21 protein-coding genes, 1 pseudogene and 1 other annotated feature are annotated in these 24906 nt (G+C 47.1%); of the genes and pseudogenes, 14 read left to right on the forward strand and 8 right to left on the reverse strand.

What is annotated here, in order from left to right:
• The first annotated feature begins 58 nt into the window (after positions 1–58).
• The gene (gene acsA / locus BBB58_RS07335; RefSeq protein WP_074036486.1) at positions 59–1765 is read left to right on the forward strand and encodes an acetate--CoA ligase; all 1707 of its coding nucleotides are present in this window, start codon (positions 59–61) and stop codon (positions 1763–1765) included.
• Between the two features lie 40 nt (positions 1766–1805).
• On the opposite strand, the gene BBB58_RS07340 is transcribed toward acsA, so the two are convergent.
• Positions 1806–4268 carry a transglycosylase domain-containing protein gene (locus tag BBB58_RS07340; RefSeq protein WP_074036487.1) on the reverse strand — a complete coding sequence of 821 codons (2463 nt, stop codon included), beginning with the start codon at positions 4266–4268 and terminating at the stop codon, positions 1806–1808.
• 169 nt (positions 4269–4437) lie between these two features.
• Positions 4438–4635 (forward strand) — a binding site (T-box leader).
• A 47-nt stretch (positions 4636–4682) separates the two neighbouring features.
• Between BBB58_RS07340 and tyrS the strand changes: the two genes are divergently transcribed.
• Both tyrS and BBB58_RS07350 read left to right on the forward strand, forming a co-directional pair.
• The gene (tyrS, locus tag BBB58_RS07345) at positions 4683–5930 is read left to right on the forward strand and encodes a tyrosine--tRNA ligase (protein WP_074036488.1); all 1248 of its coding nucleotides are present in this window, start codon (positions 4683–4685) and stop codon (positions 5928–5930) included.
• Positions 5931–6026: 96 nt separating this feature from the next.
• Entirely contained in the window at positions 6027–6692 is a 666-nt protein-coding gene (locus BBB58_RS07350) for a GTP pyrophosphokinase (protein ID WP_074036489.1), read from the forward strand.
• Here BBB58_RS07350 and rpsD read toward each other — a convergent pair.
• On the reverse strand, positions 6689–7288 hold the full coding sequence (gene rpsD, locus BBB58_RS07355) for a 30S ribosomal protein S4 (protein ID WP_031423120.1): 600 nt from the start codon (positions 7286–7288) through the stop codon (positions 6689–6691). The genes BBB58_RS07350 and rpsD overlap by 4 nt on opposite strands.
• Positions 7289–7511: 223 nt before the next feature.
• Entirely contained in the window at positions 7512–7994 is a 483-nt protein-coding gene (locus BBB58_RS07360) for a free L-methionine (R)-S-oxide reductase MsrC (protein ID WP_012726740.1), read from the reverse strand.
• A gap of 238 nt (positions 7995–8232) precedes the next feature.
• On the opposite strand from BBB58_RS07360, the gene ezrA reads away from it, so the two are divergent.
• Both ezrA and BBB58_RS07370 read left to right on the forward strand, forming a co-directional pair.
• Positions 8233–9963 (forward strand): septation ring formation regulator EzrA, encoded by a 1731-nt coding sequence (ezrA, locus tag BBB58_RS07365; RefSeq protein ID WP_074036490.1) that lies wholly within the window; start codon positions 8233–8235, stop codon positions 9961–9963.
• A 74-nt stretch (positions 9964–10037) separates the two neighbouring features.
• Entirely contained in the window at positions 10038–11609 is a 1572-nt protein-coding gene (locus BBB58_RS07370; protein ID WP_074036492.1) for an amidohydrolase, read from the forward strand.
• 47 nt (positions 11610–11656) lie between these two features.
• On the opposite strand, the gene BBB58_RS07375 is transcribed toward BBB58_RS07370, so the two are convergent.
• On the reverse strand, positions 11657–12475 hold the full coding sequence (locus BBB58_RS07375) for an NAD kinase (RefSeq protein ID WP_074037902.1): 819 nt from the start codon (positions 12473–12475) through the stop codon (positions 11657–11659).
• Between the two features lie 149 nt (positions 12476–12624).
• On the opposite strand from BBB58_RS07375, the gene tpx reads away from it, so the two are divergent.
• The 4 genes from tpx to BBB58_RS07395 all read left to right on the forward strand — a co-directional run bounded on the left by tpx (position 12625) and on the right by BBB58_RS07395 (position 16444).
• Positions 12625–13113, forward strand: coding sequence for a thiol peroxidase (gene tpx, locus BBB58_RS07380; RefSeq protein WP_074036494.1), 489 nt, complete (start codon positions 12625–12627; stop codon positions 13111–13113).
• Between the two features lie 96 nt (positions 13114–13209).
• The gene (locus BBB58_RS07385) at positions 13210–14103 is read left to right on the forward strand and encodes a class I SAM-dependent methyltransferase (protein WP_074036496.1); all 894 of its coding nucleotides are present in this window, start codon (positions 13210–13212) and stop codon (positions 14101–14103) included.
• Positions 14104–14222: 119 nt separating this feature from the next.
• The gene (locus tag BBB58_RS07390; RefSeq protein WP_012726734.1) at positions 14223–15434 is read left to right on the forward strand and encodes an acetate kinase; all 1212 of its coding nucleotides are present in this window, start codon (positions 14223–14225) and stop codon (positions 15432–15434) included.
• A gap of 407 nt (positions 15435–15841) precedes the next feature.
• The gene (locus BBB58_RS07395; RefSeq protein WP_074036498.1) at positions 15842–16444 is read left to right on the forward strand and encodes a 3D domain-containing protein; all 603 of its coding nucleotides are present in this window, start codon (positions 15842–15844) and stop codon (positions 16442–16444) included.
• 54 nt (positions 16445–16498) lie between these two features.
• On the opposite strand, the gene BBB58_RS07400 is transcribed toward BBB58_RS07395, so the two are convergent.
• Positions 16499–16936 (reverse strand): universal stress protein, encoded by a 438-nt coding sequence (locus BBB58_RS07400; RefSeq protein WP_074036500.1) that lies wholly within the window; start codon positions 16934–16936, stop codon positions 16499–16501.
• A gap of 183 nt (positions 16937–17119) precedes the next feature.
• On the opposite strand from BBB58_RS07400, the gene BBB58_RS07405 reads away from it, so the two are divergent.
• Positions 17120–17845 (forward strand): SDR family oxidoreductase, encoded by a 726-nt coding sequence (locus BBB58_RS07405; protein ID WP_074036502.1) that lies wholly within the window; start codon positions 17120–17122, stop codon positions 17843–17845.
• Between the two features lie 10 nt (positions 17846–17855).
• Positions 17856–18578, forward strand: coding sequence for a metallophosphoesterase family protein (locus BBB58_RS07410; protein WP_074036503.1), 723 nt, complete (start codon positions 17856–17858; stop codon positions 18576–18578).
• Between the two features lie 44 nt (positions 18579–18622).
• Here BBB58_RS07410 and BBB58_RS07415 read toward each other — a convergent pair.
• A pseudogene (locus BBB58_RS07415) lies at positions 18623–19720 on the reverse strand (M24 family metallopeptidase).
• A gap of 165 nt (positions 19721–19885) precedes the next feature.
• On the opposite strand from BBB58_RS07415, the gene BBB58_RS07420 reads away from it, so the two are divergent.
• A complete protein-coding gene (locus BBB58_RS07420) occupies positions 19886–21196 on the forward strand; it encodes a DRTGG domain-containing protein (RefSeq protein WP_074036504.1) in 1311 nt (436 codons plus the stop codon).
• Positions 21197–21237: 41 nt separating this feature from the next.
• On the opposite strand, the gene BBB58_RS07425 is transcribed toward BBB58_RS07420, so the two are convergent.
• The gene (locus BBB58_RS07425) at positions 21238–21552 is read right to left on the reverse strand and encodes a YtpI family protein (RefSeq protein WP_074033432.1); all 315 of its coding nucleotides are present in this window, start codon (positions 21550–21552) and stop codon (positions 21238–21240) included.
• 75 nt (positions 21553–21627) lie between these two features.
• On the opposite strand from BBB58_RS07425, the gene BBB58_RS07430 reads away from it, so the two are divergent.
• Positions 21628–22596, forward strand: a complete 969-nt coding sequence (locus tag BBB58_RS07430; RefSeq protein ID WP_074036506.1) for a DHH family phosphoesterase — start codon at positions 21628–21630, stop codon at positions 22594–22596.
• Positions 22597–22612: 16 nt separating this feature from the next.
• Here BBB58_RS07430 and BBB58_RS07435 read toward each other — a convergent pair whose 3' ends face one another.
• Entirely contained in the window at positions 22613–22804 is a 192-nt protein-coding gene (locus BBB58_RS07435; protein ID WP_074036509.1) for a YtzJ family protein, read from the reverse strand.
• A gap of 103 nt (positions 22805–22907) precedes the next feature.
• On the opposite strand from BBB58_RS07435, the gene dnaE reads away from it, so the two are divergent.
• Positions 22908–24899, forward strand: a complete 1992-nt coding sequence (dnaE, locus tag BBB58_RS15385) for a DNA polymerase III subunit alpha (RefSeq protein ID WP_244150706.1) — start codon at positions 22908–22910, stop codon at positions 24897–24899.
• Positions 24900–24906 lie beyond the last annotated feature (7 nt).

The raw sequence follows: 24906 nt of genomic DNA on the forward strand, positions 1-24906 counted from the left end.
TTAACACTATACTGAAAGTGGTTATACCAATCTTTACAGGGGAGGCGAATCTTTAGCGATGGAAAAATTGAAAGCGTTAACAGGGGAACATCAATTAGCGTCGTATGAAGAGGCTTGTCAGTCGTTTGAATGGACACAAGCAGAAGCATTGTTTTCATGGAATTTGACGGGGAAAGTCAATTTGGCATATGAAGCCATCGATCGCCATGCGGAAAGTGAATTGGCGACAAAAGTGGCACTGCTTTATTTCGATGGGGATCGAGAAGAGCGGTACACGTATGCGGATATGAAGAAAGAAAGTAATCGTTCTGGTAATGTTCTGAAGTCGATTGGTGTGGAGAAAGGCGACCGCGTCTTTATCTTTATGCCACGTCAGCCAGAACTTTATTTTATTTTGCTCGGTGCAATCAAACGAGGGGCCATCGTCGGTCCATTGTTTGAGGCGTTCATGGAACAGGCGGTTCACGACCGTTTGCTCGACTCGGAAGCGAAAGTGATTGTGACGACGAAAGAACTGTTGCCGCGCATTCCGGTCGATCAGTTGCCTCATTTAGAGACAATTCTACTCGTTGGGGACGATGTCGAAGAGTCGGAAAAGGTGCTCGATTATCGTAAACTGGCGAACGATGCGACGACAGATCTCGAATTGACGTGGGTCGACCGTGAAGACGGTCTGATTTTACACTATACATCGGGCTCAACAGGAAAACCAAAAGGGGTTCTCCACGTCCATAATGCGATGATTCAACATATGATGACCGGCAAATGGGTACTCGATCTTCAACCGGATGATATTTACTGGTGCACGGCTGACCCTGGATGGGTGACGGGGACGAGCTACGGTATTTTTGCGCCTTTCTTAAATGGTGCGACAAACGTCATCGTTGGTGGACGCTTCAATCCTGAATTTTGGTATTCGGTCATTGAACGGTTTGGCGTGACAGTTTGGTATAGTGCCCCGACGGCGTTCCGCATGCTCATGGGCGCTGGCGACGAAGCGTTTGAGAAGTATGATTTGTCTTCACTTCGTCATATTTTATCCGTCGGTGAGCCGCTAAATCCAGAAGTCATTCGTTGGGGACACGAAGCATTTGATCTTCGAATCCATGATACGTGGTGGATGACAGAAACCGGTGCGATGATGATTTGTAACTATCCGACGATGGACATCAAACCGGGCTCAATGGGGAAACCGATCCCAGGTTGCGAAGCGGCTATTTTGGATGACCGGGGTCAACCACTTCCACCACACCGAATGGGGAACTTGGCACTCAAGACGCCTTGGCCGTCGATGATGCGGAAGATTTGGAAGAACGATGCGAAGTATGAGAGTTACTTCTGGGGAGATTGGTATGTGTCAGGTGATTCTGCTTATATGGACGAAGACGGCTATTTCTGGTTCCAAGGTCGGGTCGACGACGTCATCATGACAGCAGGAGAACGGGTCGGACCGTTTGAAGTGGAAAGTCGACTCGTGGAACATCCGGCTGTGGCTGAAGCGGGTGTCATCGGAAAACCGGACCCGGTCCGAGGCGAAATCATCAAAGCGTTCATTGCGCTACGTAAAGGTTATGAACCGTCTGATGAGTTAAAACAAGAAATCCAGCAGTTCGTCAAAGAAGGATTGGCTGCGCATGCGGCACCACGTGAAATCGAATTCAAGGACAAGTTGCCGAAAACGCGAAGTGGGAAGATCATGCGTCGCGTCTTGAAGGCTTGGGAATTGAATCTTGAAACAGGTGACCTCTCGACAATGGAAGATTAAGATAAACAAAGGGTCGACACATCGTGTGTCGACCCTTTGTTTATTCACCGTTAGCATCAGCATCTGCTTCTTCTTCAGCTTGTTGTTCGGCTTCTTGTTTAGCCTCTTCTTCAGCTTTCTTCTTCGCGTCTTCCTCAGCTTTTTTCTTTGCTTCGTCGTCTGCTTTTTGTTTAGCTTCTTCTTCAGCCTTTTTCTTAGCGGCAGCATCGGCAGCAGCCTCTTGTTTCTTCTCCTCAGCTTCTTTCTTTGCTTCTTCGGCCTCTTTCTTGGCCTCTTCTTCTTTCTTCTTCTCTTCCTCTTCTTTTTCTTTCTTTTTTACTTTCTTCTTCTCAGAGAATGAACCTGAGTCTTGGAAGTCTTTCGAAGTGACGGTTGAAGGTTGTGAGAAGCGTGCGCTGACGCCTAGAGCTTCTGGGTCATCCGCATAGACACGATTCATCGTTTGCGACCAGATGCGCTGTGTCCGTTGATAGTAACGTCCATAATCCCAACCATCTAGCATTGAGAGGCGTTGTGAATCATAACCTGACCAGACAGCGAGTGTAACGTTCGGGTTCGACCCGACCAAGTACGAATCACGTTGATCGTTCGTTGTACCGGTTTTACCCATCCAATCGCCAGGAACGCTGAGCAATGATTGTGCATATGTCGCAGTACCTGACGTGTAGACGTCGCGGAGCATATCCACCACGAGATAAGAGGTACGTTCTGTGAAAATACGCGTTTTCTTCGGCTTCGCTTCGTAAATGACTTCACCTTGATATTCGATTTCTTGGATGAAGTACGGCTCCACGTGTTCACCGTAATTTGCTAGCATCGCATAAGAGGCGGCCAAATCGATTGGCTTGACTTCCCCGGTACCGAGTGCCATCGCTGAAGCATAACGGTTTCCTTCAGATACCGGAATCCCCATGTCGACTAATTTCTGCGTATCAGCAGGTTTTTGATTACGTTCTTCATAAATCTTAACAGCCGGAACGTTCAAGGAGAGCTTGAGCGCATCGCGTACTGTGACAGCACCGCGATACGTTTTCCCTTCGTTTTGAACTTGTTTCTTCGGTTGTCCCGGACCAGTAAACTTATAGAAATACTCCTCGTCAATGATTTGAGTGGCAGGTGTAATCATGCCAGCTTCAATCGCATTTGAATAGACAAGAATCGGTTTTGCAGTCGATCCGATTTGACGTTCTGCCCAGAAAGCACGGTTCAAATCGTCGGTCTTGCCATTGATGTAGCGACCTCCGACGAATCCGAGTACTTTCCCGGTCTTATTCTCAATCATGACAGAAGAGGTTTGTTCAGGAAGTGTGCGGTTCTCATCTTTAATCGTTTGATTCGGTCCGAAGTTGCCAGCGTTTTTAGCCGGTTGTTGCATCGCTTCGTGAATTTCTTTATCCAATGTCAAACGGATGTTGAACCCACCTTGACGCAACATGTTATGAGCACGCTTCGCATAAGTCGAACGGACAGAGTCCTGTTCCTCCGAGCTCAACTCATTGATTTCAATTCCATCTTGCTCCAATAGATAATCCGTTACGATTTGGCGTGCTTGAAGTTCTGCTTCGTCTACCACGTACGGATATTTGTCGCGAGGCTTCGTCTGAGTCTGCATGAAGTCTTGCGTGATGTCGTAGTTATAAGCGGCATCATATTCTTCTTTCGTGATCTTTCCTGCAACGTACATGCGGTTCAATACCGTTTTCATTCGGTTAACCGCACCCGATACGTCCTCTTTGATGACGCCACCTTGATAGTAAGGTGTGTAGAAGAATGGGTTTTTTGGGATACCGGCAAGGAAAGCGGCTTGTGGAAGTGTCAATTTCTCTGCCGAAGTATTGAACACACCGCGAGCGGCGGCCTCAATCCCTGAAATGTTACGTCCCATCGAGTTACGTCCGAATGAGACGACGTTCAGATAGGCGTTTAAAATTTCATCTTTGTCCATCGCCTTCTCTAGACGAAGGGCGAGTAATATTTCTTTTGCTTTCCGTTCGAAAGATACTTCGTTCGTCAACATTTGGTTTTTAATCAATTGTTGCGTCAACGTTGAACCACCCGTGCGATCTTCAGATCCTGTTGCTTCTTGTAAAATAGCGCGTAACGTCGCTTTTGGAACGACGCCATCGTGCTCATAGAATTCGACATCTTCCGTCGCAAGTAGTGCATCGACAACGTATGGAGAAACTTTTTCTACTGGAATCGGGATTCGTACCTCATCGGTCGTATAGTTCCCGATGCGCTCCCCGCTTCCGAAGTAAATATTGGAAGTCGATGTATACGTATTGATTTGCGCAGTCATCGTTTTATAAGCCGGGGTCGGCATATCTTTGACGAGTGACGCGAAATATCCGACACCAATTCCAGCACCTAAAAACCCGATGAGTACAACAGAAATGATGGTCAGGAGTAGGACGTTCCACGACACATCATACATAACATTGGCATAACGACGTACTTTCAATGACGTCGGATTATTCCATAAGTCTCGAATCTTCTGCAGCATGACAGCCTCCTTAAATATGGTGTAAAACTATTTTAGACAGTAATATATTCGATTATAGCACAATTCAACCTACACCTTACCTCGAAACCGAAGTCTCGTGCAAGTTTCATTGTAAGAGTTGACAAGTTGAAAACGATGCTTATAAAATGAATAGCATAGTCAACAAGATAATGACGCTGTGAAGAAAGCGAAGTAGTCGACGGGCCTCTTGTCCAGAAAGCTAGTGGTTGCTGTGAACTAGCCAATGTCAATCGATGAATTACACTTTTAGAGCGTGCCTTCGGGCCGGTTCGAGACCGTTATCTCTCGCTCAAGCGGTCGCAAATTGCGACAAGTAGGGTGGTACCGCGGAATCTCCGTCCCTTCTCATATGAGAAGGGACGTTTTTTTATGTCAATCGAAGGAGTGGAACAAATGGAACTATTAAACGATTTAGAGTTTCGAGGACTTGTCAACCAAATGACAGATGAAGAAGGATTAAAAGAACAACTCAAACAACCGACGACGTTATACACGGGATTTGATCCGACGGCGGACTCGCTTCACATCGGGCACTTGCTCCCGATCTTGACGCTGAAACGTTTCCAGCAGGCCGGCCATCAGGTCATCGCGCTCGTCGGTGGGGCGACAGGGATGATTGGTGACCCGTCTGGTCGTTCGGATGAACGTTCACTAAACACGTTGGATACGGTCAAGCTCTTCTCCGATCGCATTAAGGATCAGTTGAGCCGATTCCTTCCACTTGAAGGGGAGAACCCGATCACGATTCGCAACAACTACGAATGGACGGAAGAGATGTCAATCATCGACTTCCTTCGCGACATTGGGAAGCACTTCCCGATCAGTTACATGCTTGCGAAAGACTCTGTCGATTCACGTATGGAGAACGGGATCTCGTACACAGAGTTCTCTTACATGTTGCTCCAATCTTACGACTTCTTGAAACTATACGAGACAGAGAAATGTCGTCTTCAAGTCGGTGGAAGTGATCAATGGGGGAACATCACGGCAGGTCTTGAATTGATTCGTCGCTTTGGTCACTCAAAAAAAGCGTTCGGTCTCACCGTGCCACTCGTCACAAAGTCGGACGGACAAAAGTTCGGGAAGACAGCGGGCGGTGCGGTTTGGTTAGATGCGGATAAGACGTCGCCATATGAGTTCTACCAGTTCTGGATCAACGTCGACGATGCAGATGTCATCAAGTTCATCAAATACTTCACGTTCATGTCGCATGAAGAGATTGAGGCACTTGCAGCCGAAGTGACAGAAGCGCCTGAAAAGCGCGTGGCACAGCGCCGACTCGCAGAAGAGATGACAAAGCTTGTCCACGGTGAAGCAGGACTTGAACAAGCGGAGCGCATCACAAAAGCGTTCTTTAGCGGAGATTTGACGTCGCTTCAACCGGAAGATATGGAAGATGCGTTTAAAGGCATGCCGCAATTCGAACTTGACGGTGAACGCAACCTTGTCGACCTCCTCGTCGAAGCGAAGATCTCACCATCGAAACGTCAGGCACGTGAAGATGTGACGAACGGAGCGATTTACTTGAACGGCGAACGTGAACAAGCGCTCGATAAAATGATTACGCGCGAAGACACGCTCGGTGAATTCACCATCATTCGCCGTGGTAAGAAGAAATACTTTGTGATTCGTCACATATAATCACGATGTCCGTTCCTCATTTGTTGAGGAATGGACTTTTTTTATACATGACTTGCGGTTCGGATTTGCTAAAATGGGAAGATAGGAGGGATGACGATGGAGATAGAAGAATTTTTCGGTGAGCAGTTCCATCAATGGCGCGAACACTTTCGTTATTATGAAATGGCGATCACGGAACTTGAGAGCGATCTCGGGATCATCGACTTGGACTGGCAGACGAGACTCGGGTATTCACCGATTGAACATGTGAAGACGAGAATGAAGACATTGCCGTCCATCGTGCGCAAGATGAAACGGAAAGACTTGCCTTTGGAAGTTTCGGCGCTTTGGGAACATGTGCACGATGTGGCGGGCATTCGGATTGTTACGAGCTTCCGCGACGATATTTATGAAATCTTACGTCATCTAGAGGCGCGAGATGATTTAGATATCATCGAAATCAAAGATTACATCAAACATCCAAAACCGAGCGGGTATCGGAGCTTACATCTCATCGTGAAAACGAAAGTCTACTTGGCAGAACGAATCATCTGGGTGCCTGCGGAGATTCAGATTCGGACACTCGCCATGGACTTTTGGGCGGCAACGGAACATAAGCTTCAGTACAAATATCAACATGCCGTGCCAGAATCATCGAAAGAAGAGCTGATTGAAGCGTCACTCATGGCGGATGCCCTCGATACGCAAATGGGACGCATTCGGCAAGAGATTTTGAAAAAAAAAAAAAATCCCCTTCGTGAAGAAGGGGATAAAAAGCATTAACGTGAGTAGTACTCGACGATGAGTTGCTCTTTGATTTGGTCGTTGAGTTCAGCGCGTTCTGGGAGACGTACGAATGTACCTTCGAGTTTCTCAGCGTCAAACGATACGAAGTCTTTTGTAGCTGGTGCTACTTCAAGTGCTTCAGCGATTGCTTTTACGTTTTTCGACTTTTCACGAACAGCGATAACTTGACCTGGTTTTACGCGGTAAGACGCGATGTCAACGCGTGATCCATCAACAGTGATGTGACCGTGGTTGACGAGTTGGCGTGCTCCACGACGTGTGCGAGCGAGGCCGAAACGGTAAACGAGGTTGTCAAGGCGTGATTCGAGCAAGAACATGAAGTTCTCACCGTGGATGCCTGGCATTTTACCAGCATCGTTGAAGATGCGGCGGAATTGCTTCTCGTTCACTCCGTACATGTGACGAAGTGCTTGCTTCGCTTGAAGCTGAAGACCGTATTCTGAGATTTTCTTACGACCATTTCCGTGTTGACCTGGTGCGTAAGGACGTTTTGCTAATTCTTTACCCGTTTCGCTAAGCGAGATGCCTAAGCGACGCGAGAGTTTCCAAGCTGGACCTGTGTAACGAGCCATGATTGGACTCCTCCTTGTTGTTCATGTATTTTGCACAAAAGAACAACGGTGTCAAAGACGAGTAACGCCCCTTTCTAGGTGCAAGCACCTTCACTTGATAGCGAAGCTACGAGATGCCCCTCCGACAAAAGTCGAGGCCCGAAAGGTGGATACGTTTGTCTGTGACTGCTATCGTCATTTCATGCACAAAGATGAGTATACGATGAATACCATCTCTTGTCAATCAAATATAGCGAAGAAGTGTTTCGCAAAAACGTTCGAGTCCTTGACGGTCGATTTCTGAGAAACGGTCGAACTCCGGGCTGTCGATATCGAGCACGCCGATTGTTTTCCCGTCACGTACGAGAGGGACGACGATTTCAGAATTCGAAGCCGCATCACATGCGATATGACCAGGGAATTGATGAACATCGGCCACGAGCTGTGTTTCTTGTGTAGCTGCCGCAGTTCCACAAACCCCTTTACCGAACGCGATGTGAACGCAAGCCGGGAGTCCCTGGAATGGTCCTAAGATTAGACTGTCTTCAGAATCAGTCACGTAGAATCCGACCCAGTTGATCCGATCTAAAAATTGGTTGAGTAAAGCGCTGGCGTTGGCAAGGTTGGCCACTGTATTTGTTTCGCCCTCTAATAATGCGGCGAGTTGCTTGTTTAATAGTTCGTAACCGGCTGTCAAATCACCTGAGTACGATGTCGTTTGGAACATATAAATTCCCCTCCATCTTTCGTGTTTTTAGAATTTAGCATTATGGTACACGCAAATTTAAGATTTGTCTTGTTAGAAAGTTCCGAAAAAATGAACAATCTCCACTGAAACCATTGGAAAACCTATGCAAATCGTTGGTTCTATAATATGATTAGGTATATCTATTCTTATAAAATACTTCTTTTTTTAATATAAATGTACATAAGTCCACGAAAGCGGCTTGGAGGTTGTGACAAAGATGGATTACGGAATTTATGGATTAATCATTGGAATCATCGTCGTCGTATTAGGCGGCATGTTGGGGAGTATGCTCATTCGAAGGAATTTTTACCAAAAAATTGACGACTTGGATATGAGGAAACAAAGTGTGCTCAGTGCGAGCATACCCGTCGAACTCCAGAAATTCAAACAGTGGCCGATGGAAGGGGAAACAAAAGAAAAGTTTGATCGTTGGCATCAATCTTGGGATGAGTTAGTAAGTGTACATGCAGGTCAAATCGATGAAGCGTTATACCGGGCTGAGGAAGACTTGGATAAATATCGTTTCATGAAAGTCAAAGCTGACTTGAATGCAACTGAACAACTCATTGAAGAGCTCGAGACGATGGTACACGCCATGCTCGATGAGATGGATGAATTTACGACGCATCACACCTCGCTTATGAACATTGTGAAGCAGGATGAGAAAGAGTTGTATCAGTTCCGCAAGACATTGAATTCACAAAACCATGCGTTCGGACCAACCTATGCATTGGTGGAACAAGAGATTGCCGCTGCCGAGGCGAAACGCAGTGAGATGATCAACTTAAAGCAGGTCGGTCAAGTTTCTGAAGCATTTGAAACCGGACAAGCCTTATCGAATCAAGTAGGACACATCCGTGAACTGATTCGGATTATTCCGCAATTTGTACGTACGGTTCAAGTGGAACTGAAACAACAACTTCAACAACTCCGGGCTGGACATAAAGAAATGCAAATGGACGGGTATGCGCTTGAACCACTTGGATTAATGGAAGAAATCGATCAAGCGGAAGATCGTCGAGAAGAGTTGATGGCTCGAATCGAACGCTTGGAATTTGATCATTTTGAAGAGGACATGCAACAGTTGAGCTCGGATATCGATCAATTATTCGAAGCATTCCGAACAGAGGTCGATGCCCGCCAATACGTGAAAAAAGAATTTGCGACGATACAAGAGCGCGAATTGCAATCTGCCGAAATCATGAATCACTTACAGACGGAAATGTCTCGACTTATAAGCAACTATGAAATCAATGCACGCGTCGGAGAAGAGTTCGAACAATTAGAACGTGAACGAACGACTCTCACGGCGAATGTACTTGATATTGAACAAGCTCTCGTCGCGCAAATGTTACCGTTTAGTATGATCAAATCCAAAGTGCAGGAAGCGAAACGGTCACTTGACCAATTCAGTGCCATGCATGAGCGTTTCATTGAGGATACGAATTCATTACGTAAAGAAGAGCTTGAGGTCCGTCACAAGTTAGAAACGAAGAAAAAAGAATTGTCTGGGCATCGTCGCCTGTTAGCGAAAAGTGCGATGCCGGTTGTTCCGAATGATTTGTCAAACGACTTACGTCAGCTCCAAAAAGGTGTCCAGTCGTTAGACGAACAGTTTGACAAGGCACCGTTCAACATGACGTATATCGTCGGGCTTAGCCATGATGTCGAAGAGATGATGGATAACTTCCGTGACCGTGTCCATGCACTGATTCGTCAAGTGACGTATGCGGAACAGTTGCTCCAATATGCAAACCGCTTCCGTCGCCGTGACAACGAGGTCCATATCGCCTTGACGCTTGCGGAAAACAAGTTCTTGCATGGAGAGTATGGCACTGCAGTCGAAATCGGTGAGCGGGTGCTCGGTCGATTCGATGAGAACGGAGCCAATGAAATTCGTCAACGTGTGGATAAAGGGTTAGAACAGCAGGAATTGCTAAAAAAATAAACGATGCATGAAGATTGACGGAAACGGGAAAAACGTAGACGTCAATCTTTTTTCAATCAAGGAGGAATCGTCAGATGGGTACACTATGGGTCAACGGGAACATCTACACATTGAATAAACCAGGTGAGATGGAACGTGCCATGTTTATTGAGCATGGACGCGTCTTGAAGATGGGGGACGAGGGACATCTCCGACGTACATATGCGGGTCGCATCGAGGAGATTGTGAATTTGGAAGGAAAGAGTGTGTATCCGGCCTTTACCGATTCACATATTCACCTTGTCGGATACGGCGAAGCGCTCGACCGTGTCGATGCGAGTGAAGCGACGGATCTTCGAGAATTACTTGAAACGATGAAGCAACGAGGGTCGGACGACGATTGGATCGTCGCAGAAGGGTTTGATGATCGTCTGCTCGGTGACATGCCGACACGCGAGATGATTGATGAAGTGATTGACGACCGTCCTGTCGTGTTGAAGCGTGTCTGTCGTCACGTAGCCGTCGTGAACTCGAAAGGACTTGAACGACTTGGACTGATCCACCATACGGTGATCGAAGGTGGAAAACTTGGGCGAGGTGAAGAAGGTAAATTAAATGGCGTCCTATATGATGCTGCACTAGATCTCTTATATAAAGAATTGAGTGGGAATCGTAAGAAAAATGCCGCTTCTCTTCGCCGGGCAATCGATTCATTATTCGCACATGGAATCGTTGGCGCCCATACGGAAGACTTGTTCTATCATGGAGATCCGCTCGAAACGATTCAAGCGTACGAAGATGTACTGGATGAACTTCCGTTTCAAGCACACCTTCTCGTTCACGAACAGGTGGTGGATCGTGTCATCCAGCAAGATGCGATGACGCGTCGGAAGCGGTTTGACTTCGGTGCGATGAAACTCTTTGTCGACGGTTCGTTCGGTGGACGCACCGCTCTGTTATCTTCACCTTATGCGGATGATCGGAGTCAACGAGGAATTGAAGTGCATCGACCAGATCATCTCGAGGCACTTGTGAAAAAAGCACGAACATACGGGATGAATGTGGCAGCGCATGTGATCGGTGATGCGGCGGTCGAGCAATTTGTCGGCCTGCTTGAGAAGTACCCAGCCAGAAAAGGGACACGAGATCGAATTATCCATGCCTCTTTATTGAATGACTCATTGATCAACCGAATCAAATCATTGCCTGTTTTGATTGATGCACAGCCGGTATTTTTATCGGATGATTTGGACATGCTGTTCGAGCGGTTGGGCAATGAGCGTGTGCATGATGTCTATCGATTCAAGTCTTTACTCGATACGGGAGCATTGGTGTTAGGAGGAAGTGACGCGCCGATTTCATCTGTTGACGTTCGAAAGGGATTGTTTGGAGCGGTGATGCGACAATCGTTTCACGGGTCGAGCACGCTAAATCCGAGTGAACGTCTTTCGATGTATGAAGCTCTTCGAAGCTTCACATATTCGCCTCATGTTGCTACAGGGACGCACGGAAGAAACGGGCTATTGGTTCAAAGCTACAATGCCAACTTCACAGTATGGGATGAAGATTTCTTTAAATTGAGTGGGGAAGACATCCTGCACAACCGTCTTGTCATGACTGTCGTCGAAGGGCAACCAGTGTACGAAGCAGAAAAAGCCACGCTGTAAAAAAGAGTTGCTTCATCCGAAAGGGATGAAGCAACTCTTTTTCTTCATCAGAAGAATGAACGTTGCACTTTATGCCAGAACGAGTTGGTCCGAAGCTTGACAGTCTTGATGACCTGGTCCGAGAGTTCGATATCGATTCGGTCTGTGTACTTCAAGCTGAGCGCCTCGTTATCCATCCCAATAATCGGGTAGTCGTTGCCGTCTTCGACGATGCGGAGTGACAACTTACGCGAATCATGAACGATAAAGGATGAGCCGAGTGTGCGATAGCGATTGTTGTTGACCGAAGCGATCTCACTCACTTGCATACATGGGATGAGTGGGTCGACGACCGCACCGCTGAGCGATTTGTTATAGGCAGTCGATCCCGTCGGCGTCGATACAACCATTCCGTCCCCACGGAATGTTTCGAAATGTAGATTGTCGATATAGACCTCGATGGCGAGTGATTTGATAATACTTGATTTAATCGAAGCCTCATTTAAACAGAGGAGCGGTGTCGATTCGTTGATCGATGCTGAAAGAAGTGGATACTTCCGGACTTCGAGACCTTCTTCGATTCGCATCGAGTTGTCCGAGAAGAGGCGGTCGACTTCATCGAGTTTATGTATGTCGAAATCACAATAAAACTCGTTCAATCCACGACCGAAGCCAACGTAGATGGCGTCTTGACGAAAGCCTGTGTAGCGAACCGCCTGTAAAAATGCCCCGTCCCCGCCGACTGCAGCGATGATGTTCGCGTCCTCCGGTTGATTTACGATGTTGAACCCGTGTTTTTCCCCGATTTCTCTCAGTTTCTTCACTTCTTTTGTGAATTCGTTGACGTTACGATGGTACAAATAGACGTTGTTTCTCATCTGAGTCATCCCCTTTGTCAATGGTGTCCTCTTTATTATAACGTGTTTCTTCCTACCGATATAGGGAAAACTGAAACAGAGCCAAAAGCAGGAAGTTTGTCAAAGGCTCAAGTTCATCGATATGATGAACGAGTAACTACAACAAAGGGGATGAGTACATGCCAACATTTAAAGGGAACAACGTAACATTACAAGGAAATCCAGTGAAGGTAGGAGATCAAGCTCCTGATTTCCGCGTCTTGACGACTGCTTTAGAAGAAGTGACGTTAGCAACCTATCCGGGGAAAAAACTAATCAGTGTCATTCCTTCAATCGATACAGGCGTATGTGATGCACAAACGCGTGAGTTCAACGAAAAGGCCTCATCACTCGGTGGTACAGTCTTGACTGTATCGAACGATTTGCCGTTCGCACAGCGCCGTTGGTGTTCTGCATCTGGTTTAGATAACGTAGTCACTCTCTCGGACCACCGCGATCTTTCGTTCGCCAAAGCATATGGTGTTTTAATTGAAGAAATGCGTCTCCTTGCGCGTTCTGTATTCGTCGTCGATTCGAATGGCGTCGTCCAATATGTACAATATATGGATGAAATGACAGATGAAGTTGATTTCGCGGCGGCACTTGAGGCGTTCGAACAAGCGAATTGATTCGTTTGGCGAAATTGATTAAAATAGCTTACACTAGTACGTGAACCGACCGGTCCTCTCATGGGGGCCGGTTTTGTATGGAAAGGATGAACGAAAATGGAACGTTTTGAACAACTCTATCGTGATTGGAAGAAGGAAGCGAAGAAACTGGTCAACGACCTGGATGTATTACCGATCGAGGCACTCGTCCAAGTATTTGACCATGTTGACATTGAAAAAGAGAAGATGGACGATGTCCGTAAAGCAGTGAGTTTACTCGTCTTGGAAGAAACGACACAACTCCCCCCGAACAATCAACCGACACCGGATGCGGTCAGCCTATTTATGGGTTATCTAGCTTCGAAGCTACTTAAGGAAAACGCGACGATTCTAGATTTAGGTAGTGGGACAGGTACGTTGACGCACGCCGTTCTCTCTCAGTTAAAAGATGCGACAGCTCAAGCGGTCGAAGTGGATGAACTGTTGCTTCGTCTTTCCTATTCCATTAGTAACTTGTTAGGAGAACCAGTATCCTACTTCCATCAAGACGCCCTTGCTCCTCTGTTTGTTGAACCGAGCGACCTTTCCGTTGCTGACTTGCCAATCGGATATTATCCAAATGATGAAGTGGCAGCCGGATACGACATGAAACGAGAACAAGGACATGCCTATTCGCATTTCCTCTTGATGGAACAGGCGATTCGCCATACGAAACCAGGTGGGCATGGATTATTTGTCATCCCGAACAATTTGTTTGAACAGGATGACGAAGGGAAATTAAAACAATGGATGGACCGTGAGGCTGTTGTGAAAGGGGTCATTCAACTTCCGACGACGATGTTTAAAGACGAACGTTACGCGAAAAGCTTATTGCTCCTTCAAAAAGTAGGAGAAGGCGTCACACGGCCAAAACAAGCGCTATTTGTGGAACTTCCGTCATTCACTGATGTCAGAGCGGTAGCCAATGTTGTGAAACAGATTGATGATTGGTTCAAAACAACTCAAAAATAATGGACAAAATACTTGAAAAAGGTATGCAAAATCAAGTATCTTCATTATGATACAGTTATCAGTTTTAAATTGAACAGATAAAGATATGCGTTTAAAACGAAAGGTAAGAGGTGTATGACATGACGAAAATTATGGCAGTCAATGCGGGTAGTTCATCGCTCAAGTTCCAGTTACTCGAGATGCCAACGGAAGAGTTGCTCGCAGTCGGACTTGTAGAGCGTGTAGGGAAAGAAGATGCGATTTTTACAATCAAGTACGGTGAAGGACAGAAGTTCAACGTGGTCACACCACTTCACACGCACAAAGAAGCGGTTGAATTGACGTTGGAGAAGTTGATCGAATTGGATATCATCCAATCATTCGATGAGATTTCTGGTGTAGGTCACCGTGTGTTACACGGAAAAGAGTTGTATGCGGATTCGGTCGTCATTGACGATGAAGTCATGAAGAACATCGAATCGTTCACAGAGCTCGGACCACTTCACATCCCACCAAACTTGACAGGTATTCGTGCATTCCAGGCAATTTTGCCGAATGTCCCACAAGTAGCGGTATTCGATACAGCGTTCCACCAGTCAATGCCTGAAGAGAATTTCTTGTACAGTCTTCCTTATGAATACTATACAGAACATGGTGTACGTAAATACGGCTTCCACGGAACGAGCCACAAGTATGTCACACAGCGTGCGGCAGAACTTCTCGGTCGTCCGCTAGAAGACTTGCGTTTGATTTCATGTCACCTCGGTAGCGGTGCATCGATCGCTGCAGTAGCAGGTGGTCGCTCAATCGATACAACGATGGGCTTCACACCACTCGAAGGAATCACGATGGGAACGCGCTCAGGTTCTTTGGACCCGGCCCTCATCCCATTCTTGATGCAAAAAACAGGGAAGTCTGCTGAAGATGTATTGAACGTCATGAACAAAGAGTCTGGCGTGTACGGTCTTTCTGGTATCTCAAGTGACTTGCGTGACATCGAGCAAGCGGCTGCAGAAGGCAACCATCGTGCAGAAGTTTCATTGAAAATCTTCTCGAACCGTATTCACGGTTACATCGGTCAATATGCGGCTGAAATGAATGGTGTCGACGCCATCATCTTCACAGCGGGCGTCGGTGAGAACTCGGACGTCATCCGTGAACGCATCCTTCGCGGTCTTGAATTCATGGGTGTCTACTGGGATCCTTCACTTAACAACGGTGCTCGCGGAAAAGAGTTGTTCATCAACTATCCGCACTCACCAGTTAAAGTCATCATCATCCCGACGAACGAAGAATTGGTCATCGCGCGCGACACGGTACGCATTGCAAACCTTGTCGAAGCACACGCATAATACGAAACGAACCCACGTTACTTCGTGTAACGTGGTTTTTTTATGAGTCTTTTTTACTAAGGTGAAGAATCGTAAGTAGGACAAATGTTTTCTCCTTTGTAACATTAGGCGCTTCATTTACATCGTTTTGCAATGTTTATGTCATTAATAAACCATATATTGGATGTTAATTTATAAAAATATCTCGTATTCGATTTAAATGTCCAATCTAACACGATAAACCGTTAATTTTGACATCGATTTGTAATGTTCGTGTCACTCAAATGAACAGGAAGTGTAACGGCACTGATTGATGTTTCGTCATATAGTTATCTGGACGAAATATTCAATTGGAGTGACAAGTCACTCGTTCGATAGATGATGATATGAAATGAAACCAAATTGACGAAGAGAGGACGAATAAACGTATGTTGAAAAAAATCATGACGCTCTTACTTCTCGCCATCGCCGTATTTGCATTTGCTCTACCCACTTCACCAGTAGAAGCAAAAAAAAAAAAAGTATATGTTGCAACAAAGTCAGGTTCGAAGATGGTCTATGCAGAAGGGAAATCAAATGCACGAGTAATTGGGAAGATGACGGCGAGTGATCGTCTTCAACGTACAGGTTCTCGAGGTGCTTGGATTCGCGTGAACTATAAAGGGAAGGCCGGATGGGTTCCTACAAAGAACTTACGTACTGTAAGTGCTCCTAAACCGCTCAAACCAGCAAGCGTGAAGACGTATACGATGAAAGCGTCCGCATATACACCGTACTGCAAGGGATGTTCAGGTAAGACAGCACTTGGATGGAACGTTCGTACCCAAAAGCGAAATGTAGTCGCGGTAGACCCGCGCGTCATTCCACTCGGAACGAAAGTGCAAGTATTCGTAGGGGGCAAGTCGATGGGTACCTACACGGCAGCTGACACTGGTGGCGCCATCAAAGGAAATAAAATTGACATCTTAATGTATTCGCAAAATGCAGCGATTCAATTTGGTCGTAAAACGGTTACAGTCAAGGTGTTATAATGCATAGGAAAAGGGTCTTGCGATTGCGCGAGACCCTTTTTGATGGATGGGTGATTATTGACGAACGATAAGGACGTCACATTTCGCATAACGGACGATGCTTTCAGAAACGCTTCCGATAAAGAACCGTTCAACGGCGTTTAACCCTGTCGCACCACAAATAATAAGATCAATATCATGGTTAGGTGCAATCTTTTTCGCAATCGTCTCTTTCGGGGAACCGTATTCAATCACCGTTTCGACTTCTTTTACGCCACGCTCTTTCGCGCGATTGACATAGTCTTCAAGTAACTCTTTCGCATATGTCTCGGCACGCTCTGTGATTGTGCGGTCGTAAGCTTCTACAGTCGCAAACGTACGCGTATCAATCACATGACCAACGTACAGTTTTCCTTCGTTACGAATCGCGACATCGATTGCTGTTTCAAATGCACGTTCTGCCTCTTTAGAGCCGTCAACGGCAGATAAAATGTGTTTGTATACAATTGCCATGTAAATCCCAACCTTTCGCTCGAAATATACGTTCGGCTTACATATATAGTATACCACTTCTTTCAGTTTTCACGCTTTTTCGCCATGAAATTGCGTGAATTTTTTCATGACGATGTTCACGACATGTCCAAGTTTGGAATTCGTGTGAAAGAACGGGTAAAATAAGGCGGAGGAGGTAGGGCGATGAAACATGTAATGATTACATCTGGTGCCAAAGGGATCGGACGCGTAGTGACGGAGCGTCTGTTACAAGATGGGTGGCACGTCAGCATTTTGCAACGGAATCCGATTGACTGGGAACATGAACGGATACATATGATCGAGGCCGGATTGACGGACCGCGAACAACTGCTCTCAGCCTATGAGAAAGCGGTCGAACGCTTTGGTGAACCGAACGCCTTGATTTTAAATGCAGGTCCATATATCTTTGAGCGGAAACCGCTCGTCGAATTGACAGACGAAGAGTGGGACGAAGTACTCACGGGCAACCTGTCCGCCTCATTTTGGTTGATGCGTCGTGCGATTCCTTCCATGCGCTCAAATCGATTTGGACGCATCATCTCGTATGGGTTTCCGGAAAGTGGGACGGCCCCTGGCTGGATCCATCGTTCTGCGTTTGCCGCTGCAAAGACGGGACTCGTCAGTTTGACAAAATCGGTCGCGCTAGAAGAGGCCCCGTTCGGGATTACGGCGAACATGGTCAATCCGGGCAATATCGTCGGCTCTCAAAAGGAGATGCGCATTGATGAAGCGGAAGTGGATGAAGGAACTCCAGTCGGTCGACACGGGACAGGAGAAGATATCGCGCGTTTGATTTCGTTCTTATTACAAGAAGACTCGGACATGATCACAGGTGCCATCATCGATGTGACAGGCGGCGTCAACGTCGTCCATCAATACCGAAAGTGAGGGGAACGCGATGAAGATTGGAGTGGTCACGGACGTTCATGGAAATCTCGAGGCGTTGGAGGCTGCACTTCAAGTCATGGATGCGGAGCGGGTCGACGTCATCTGGTCGCTCGGTGACATGATTGCAATGGGACCGGACTCTAATGCGGTCATGGAACGTTTGTTAGACCGGGGAACGCATATGATTTCTGGGAATCATGATGAAGCGGTTCTTTCCCTTTTGGCTGGACACGGTCATCCAGAAAGTTATGCTCATACGCGCCCACACCATGAGTGGGTTGCACGTCATCTAGAGACTCGATATGCGGATGTCCTCGAATCCCTTCCACGAACAATGTCCGTCAAAATGGTTGGCGAAACGGTGTTCGGCATTCATTATCATATCCCGACCGAACGACGCCACGCCACGATTGTCGAAGAACCGTTTCACGAGATTCTCGAACCGACACTGGAAAATATGCAGCGACTGTATGGAGCATATACAGGAGAAATCGTGTTATTCGGACATCACCATCCTGTCCATCTGTTTGAAGATGACACCAAGCGCTACGTCAATCCTGGTGCGCTCGGAGTGGCGAAAGATGACCTGGCTCGCTTTGCCATATTATCTGAAGGAGAAACCGGGATTGCTCTTGAACTGAAGGCGGTCCCATATGACAAATGTGCCTTTTTAGAGAAGATGGAACGTTATGACGTACCGCAACGGGATGTCATGCTGCGCTTGTTTTATTAAGATATGTAAAAAGTGCGATCCTTGAGAATGGATCGCACTTTTTGTCATTCAATCTCTTGAAGTGTTTTCGGATAACTCGTCAATGTGATGGGACCACTTTCTGTCATTACGAGATCGTCTTCAATACGGACTCCGCCGACTCCCGGTAGATAGATACCCGGTTCGACTGTGAACGTCATCCCGACTTGGGCGGTCATGTCATTGTTCGCTGCCATCGAGGGGTGTTCGTGTACTTCGATTCCAATTCCGTGACCGATTCGATGAGTGAAGTATTCACCATATCCTGCAGACGTGATGACTTGTCGTGCCGCGATATCGATTGCGCCGAGTGTCGTACCGACGTTCGCCATCTCGATTGCGGCTTCCTCAGCCTGAAGAACCGTTTCGTAAATCTCACGTTGTTTGCGACTCGCCTCACCGAAGACAACCGTCCGAGTGATGTCTGAACAGTATCCCTGCCAGACGACACCGAGGTCGAACAAGGCAAAATCTCCTTTTTTCAAGCGGTTGTTGCCTGGGACACCGTGAGGGTCGGCACTATTCTCACCGAACAAGACGAGCGTGTCGAACGACATTTCACGGACGCCTTGCTGTTTCATGGCGTATTCAATATCCGCGATGACCTCGAGTTCTGTCACGCCTTCACGGAGGGAGCGGATCCCGGCTTCGATGGCCATATCTGCCAACTCGGCGGCCCGCTTCATGATCCGGACTTCATCCGGTGATTTGATCATACGTAACGTTTGGAGCTCGTCTGTCAAATCGATAATTGACAGACCGGCAAAACCGGCGCGAAGCTGCTCGACTCGGTTGAATGTCAAATGCTCCCCTTCGATTCCGATTCGTTCAGGAACGATTTGGTTATCGAGGAATAACTTGACGATTTTGTCCCATGGGTTTTCATGGTCCATATACGTCACGATTTCACCTGACCAGTCACTCGCTTCGACAATCCCTTTTTCAAGTGCTTTTCAGATGATGGCAGTTGTGCCGTTCTTCAAAACTAAAATGGCGATCAATCGCTCGTGCGCTTCCGCGTATACTCCCGAGAAATAAAACACGGATGCTTTCGACGTGATGAATGCTGCATCTAACCCTTTTGTCGCTAGAGATTGTGCAATTTGATTGGTGCGTTGATTCAAGTTGAATCCCTTCCCTTCTACCTCTTACGTTGACTACTCGTCTATTATAGCTGTTTCGAAAACAGAAAGGAAATGTTGCAATTTGATTGGTACAGTTTGAACTAGTTCGACTGATACAGTATACTGAATAGAGTAGAAAATGTATTGAGAGAAGGGACTCCGCGTATGACCACAAAACATGAACAGATCATAGCACATATCGAGTCACTCGATGTAGGGTCAAAAATTTCGGTCCGCCAAATCGCCAAAGAGTTGGCTGTATCAGAAGGTACGGCTTATCGGGCCATCAAAGAAGCTGAGAACCTAGGTTTCGTATCAACCATTGAACGGGTGGGGACGATTCGGATCAAGCGAAAACATAAAGAAAATATTGAAAAGCTGACATTCGCCGAAGTCGTCAATATCGTCGATGGTCAGGTGTTGGGCGGACGTAACGGTCTCCACAAGACGCTATCGAAATTTGTAATCGGTGCCATGAAGCTCGAGGCGATGATGCGATATATCGATGTCGACTCACTCGTCATCATCGGGAACCGCGAGAAAGCGCATGAACTCGTCTTACAATCAGGTGGGGCTGTGTTGATCACAGGGGGATTCGACACAACGGATGAAGTGAAACGAATGGCAGATAAGTATGATATGCCTGTCATTTCTACATCCTATGACAGTTTTACCGTCGCGACGATGATCAACCGAGCCATCTATGACCGTCTAATCAAAAAAGAGATTTTACTCGTCTCAGATATCGTCATCCCGCTCCACGATACGTTCTATCTGAAGTCAGATGACACAGTGAAACGTTGGCACGAGCTGAATGAACGGACGAAACATAATCGGTATCCCGTCATCGATGAACAGATGAAAGTGGTCGGCGTGATCACGGCAAAGGATGTCATTGATAAATCACACGACTATGATATTGAGAAGGTCATGACGAAAAGTCCGATTACAGTAGGCGTACAAACGAGTGTCACCAATGCCGCGCACCAGATGGTGTGGGAAGGGATCGAGATGTTACCTGTCGTTGATAACTACGGACGTCTGCTTGGGATTATTAGCCGCCAAGATGTGCTGAAGGCGTTGCAACTGGCGAATCGACAACCGCAAGTCGGTGAGACGTTCGATAACATGATCACGAACCAGCTGAAAGAAGATCCTGCATCGAACGGGACGGCCTTCACGGTTGAAGTGGCCCCACAGATGACGAGTCATATGGGGACCGCCTCATCTGGCGTGTTGACGACCTTGTTGGTCGAAGGGGCGACGCGAAGTCTACGTCATATGAAGAAAGGCGATCTCGTGGTTGAGAATATCACCGTCTATTTCATGAAGCCGATTCAAATTGAAAGTCAGATTCGAGTGTCGGCCCATGTCTTCGACCTCGGTCGGAAGTTCGGGAAAGTGGATGTGGAGATGACGCAAGGGACACAACTTGTCGCCAAAGCGCTCGTCACGGCACAACTCATCGATCGGTAATAAAAAGAGCACCTGCTACAGCGCGTAGCATGTGCTCTTTTTCATGATGGCGTATTCGTCGGTTCTTCTGCGGCGAGAGGGTAAATTTTGCGGTAACGGATAAATCCGACAACAGCATTCCCTAAACCGACGACTAACATGACGATGCTGACAATCCAACCGACAGATGAATTCAGACCGAATCCCCCGACCATTTGGTTCGCAGCGAACAATGCGAGGAATAAACTTAACCAGATCAACGCTTGCGTGTTGAACAACGCTTTTCGGTTTGGCGTCTTTGTCAAAAAAGCGCGGCGCTTGAAGACAAGGTACGCACCGAGCGCGAACAAAATGAGTCCAATCATGACAAGTTGCAAGTGAAGGAACCCCTTTCTATCTCGTAATCTGTTATCATCATACCATAATAGTGTGTAGGAAAGTGAGGAATCATCATGACGCAATGGCAGGAAGCGGATACAATCAAATCAGAAATTGAGGCGGCTGACACCATTTTCATTCACCGCCACGTACGACCAGACCCTGATGCGTTGGGGAGCCAGCTTGGTTTACAGCGCATTCTAAAATCGGTTCATCCGGAGAAGCAAATCTATGTGGTCGGTGGCATGGTTCCAGACCTCGAGTTTTTAGGAAAGATGGAACATGTCGAAGAAGAAATGTATCAAGACGCGCTCGTCCTTATATTAGATACGGCGAATCAAGAGCGAATCGATGGACCATTTGCGCTAAAAGGGAAGACAATCATTAAAATCGATCATCATCCCGATGAAGATCCATATGCGATGACACAGATTGTCGATACCTCGGTCAGTTCGACGTCTGAGATGATTGTGGAACTCGCGGACATTTGGAGATATCCAATCGACCAAGAGGCGGCATTTTTACTCTATGCCGGCATCGTAGGCGACACAGGACGATTCCAGTTTCGAAATGCTACGGCCCGAACGTTTGAGATTGCTTCGGCGCTGATCGCGAAAGACATCGATACGAATAAATTGTACCGACACATGTATAAGACCAACTTAGCGACTCTTCAGTTACAAGGGTACGTGTTACAGCACGTCAATGTCACAGAAGAAGGCGTCGGCTATGTGAAGATTGACAAGGACGTGCTCCGGACGTTCCATGCGTCCCCGGAAGCGGCATCGCAACTCGTCAATAGCTTCTCTGGCCTCGAAGGATTGAAATGTTGGGTCATGTTCGTGGAAAACAAAGAAGAGATTCGTGTGCGCATCCGGTCGAAAGGTCCTGTCATCAATGAAGTGGCCAAGCGATACCGTGGGGGAGGTCATCCGATGGCGGCTGGTGCCACGATTGACACATGGGATGAGATGGATGACGTGATTGCGGCTTTGAATGAAGTGGCTGGGGAATTCACGTTTGAAGAAAATGAAGAGAGCTGACCGAGGTCAGCTCTCTTCATTTGTCTCCATTTTCCTTTGGGATGAACCATGTACCTCGTTCGGTCACGTCCTCGACGACGTCGAGCTGATACTCAGTAATGTACTTACGGAGCCGGTCGATGATTTCTGGGCTGTCGGCAAACACTGTTTGACCATGCTGTAATTTTTCTAACTTATCGCGTGCAATCTGTCCCCGATTGATAATCATACGCTTTTACCCCCTTTTGTCGTGAGTTTTGTCTATAATTATTGTATCAGAGAAGTGATGAATTGAGTTTGACAATTCCATTAATATAGAAAGGAGGCCAACGATGATTCATCTGAATGTCAGAACTGCTTATAGTTTACTACAAAGTACAATCCGGTTAGAACAATATGTCTTGCAGATGACCGAACGGGGAAGTCGTTCCGTGGCGATTGCAGACGATGCGTTCTATGGGGTTCCGACATTTTTGTCATATTGCCAACGATATGAGGTGAAACCGCTAATCGGACTGAGAACGGTCCTCCGATTGGATGGGTTAGACGTATCCGTGATTGTGTATTCATCTAACGAAACGGAGCTTAAGGAACAATATCGTATCATCCAGGCGGGAGGAATTGAAGGACGGACAACGATGCCGCTGATCGTATTACCTGAAAATTGGAAAGCGAGTGATCCGGTTCACCGGCGTCGCCTTTATCATCAACTCTTGTCGTTTGTCGATGAAGAGAAGCTGTGGCTCGGACTACCGGCACCTCAGACTACGGAACAGGTACAAGTGTTGAAACAACTTCGTCTCATGCGCGAAGAGCTTGCTGTCCAATTGATTCCGGCCCCTGAAACGAGATACATGAGACCGGAAGATGTGGAAGGATTCCGAGCCATTTCTGCCATTCGCGAAGGGGACGTGATGTCGAATGAAGACGTGCGACAAAAAGGATTGCACGTTCGACTACCGAGTGAAATGAATGACTGGTTCACAACGGAAGAATTATCGGAACTGGATCGATTCGAGGCATTGATTCGGCTGGATCATCTACCACGTGCGGAAGGGGCGATTCCAGAAATTCCGGATGCCGATCAAAAGCTGAAACGACTTGTCGGTGAGCGGTTGAAGGCGATGGAACTCGTGAAAGAACCTTACATCGAGCGGGCAAAGTTTGAGCTTGAAGTCATCGCCAATACCGGATTTTCTTCCTATTTCTTGATCGTGGAAGACATCGTTCGGTTTGCTCGAGAATCTGGGATTGAAGTAGGTCCGGGGCGTGGATCGGCAGCAGGTTCACTCGTCAGTTTTGCCCTCCATATCACGGAAGTCGATCCGGTTCATTACGGGTTGTTGTTCGAACGATTCTTAAATCCAGAGCGTGTGTCGATGCCAGACATAGACCTCGATTTTGAAGATGAACGTCGTGAGGAAGTGGTTTCTTACGTACTATCAAGATACGGTCATACGCATGCCGCACAGATCGGGACACTTGCCACGTTCGGTGCGAAAGCGGCAATTCGAGACGTTGCGAGAGCGCTCGGGATGACCCTTGAGGAAGGGCAGGCTGCGAGCAAGCAAGTGAAAGCCGGAGGACTTGATGAACTGATGTCGAGCCAGAAGCAGATGAAGTGGTTTGCCGGTAGCCAAAAGCGTCAGCAGTTATTACGGATTGCCAAACAGCTAGAAGGTTTGCCGCGTCAATCCTCCGTTCACGCGGCAGGAGTGGTGCTCAGTCGTCAACCGATTGAAGAAGTGACTCCGCTCCAACCCGAACTTGAAGAACACGTGACCCAATATAATATGAAGGATTTGGAAGAGGTCGGGCTTCTGAAAATTGACTTGCTCGGATTACGAAACTTGAGTCGCTTGCGAAAGATGGAGGATTTGATTCGAGAAAGTGATGCGCTGTTCTCTCTGAAAACAATTCCGTTAAACGATGCTCGGACGTATCGATTGCTTGCGAGAGGTGAGACGGACGGAATCTTCCAATTTGAATCGACCGGGATGAAGCAAGCGCTTCGACAAGTGAAACCGACTGAGTTTGAAGATATCGTTGTCACGATGTCACTCTATCGCCCGGGACCGATGCAATTCATCGAAACGTATGCGAAGCGAAAACACGGTATGCCTTACCAACCAGTCCACCCAGACGTAGAAGACGTCATGAGACCGACATACGGTGTACTCGTCTATCAAGAACAGGTGATGAAACTTCTCCGTAAACTCGGAGGCTATTCCTATGCGGAAGCGGATTTGGTCAGACGTGCTATAACCAAAAAGGAGACCGGAACGATTGCTCGGGAACGAGAACGATTTTTGCAACAAGCATAAGCGGGAG

This window comes from Exiguobacterium profundum (genome assembly GCF_001909285.1).
Classification (GTDB): Bacteria; Bacillota; Bacilli; order Exiguobacteriales; family Exiguobacteriaceae; genus Exiguobacterium; species Exiguobacterium profundum.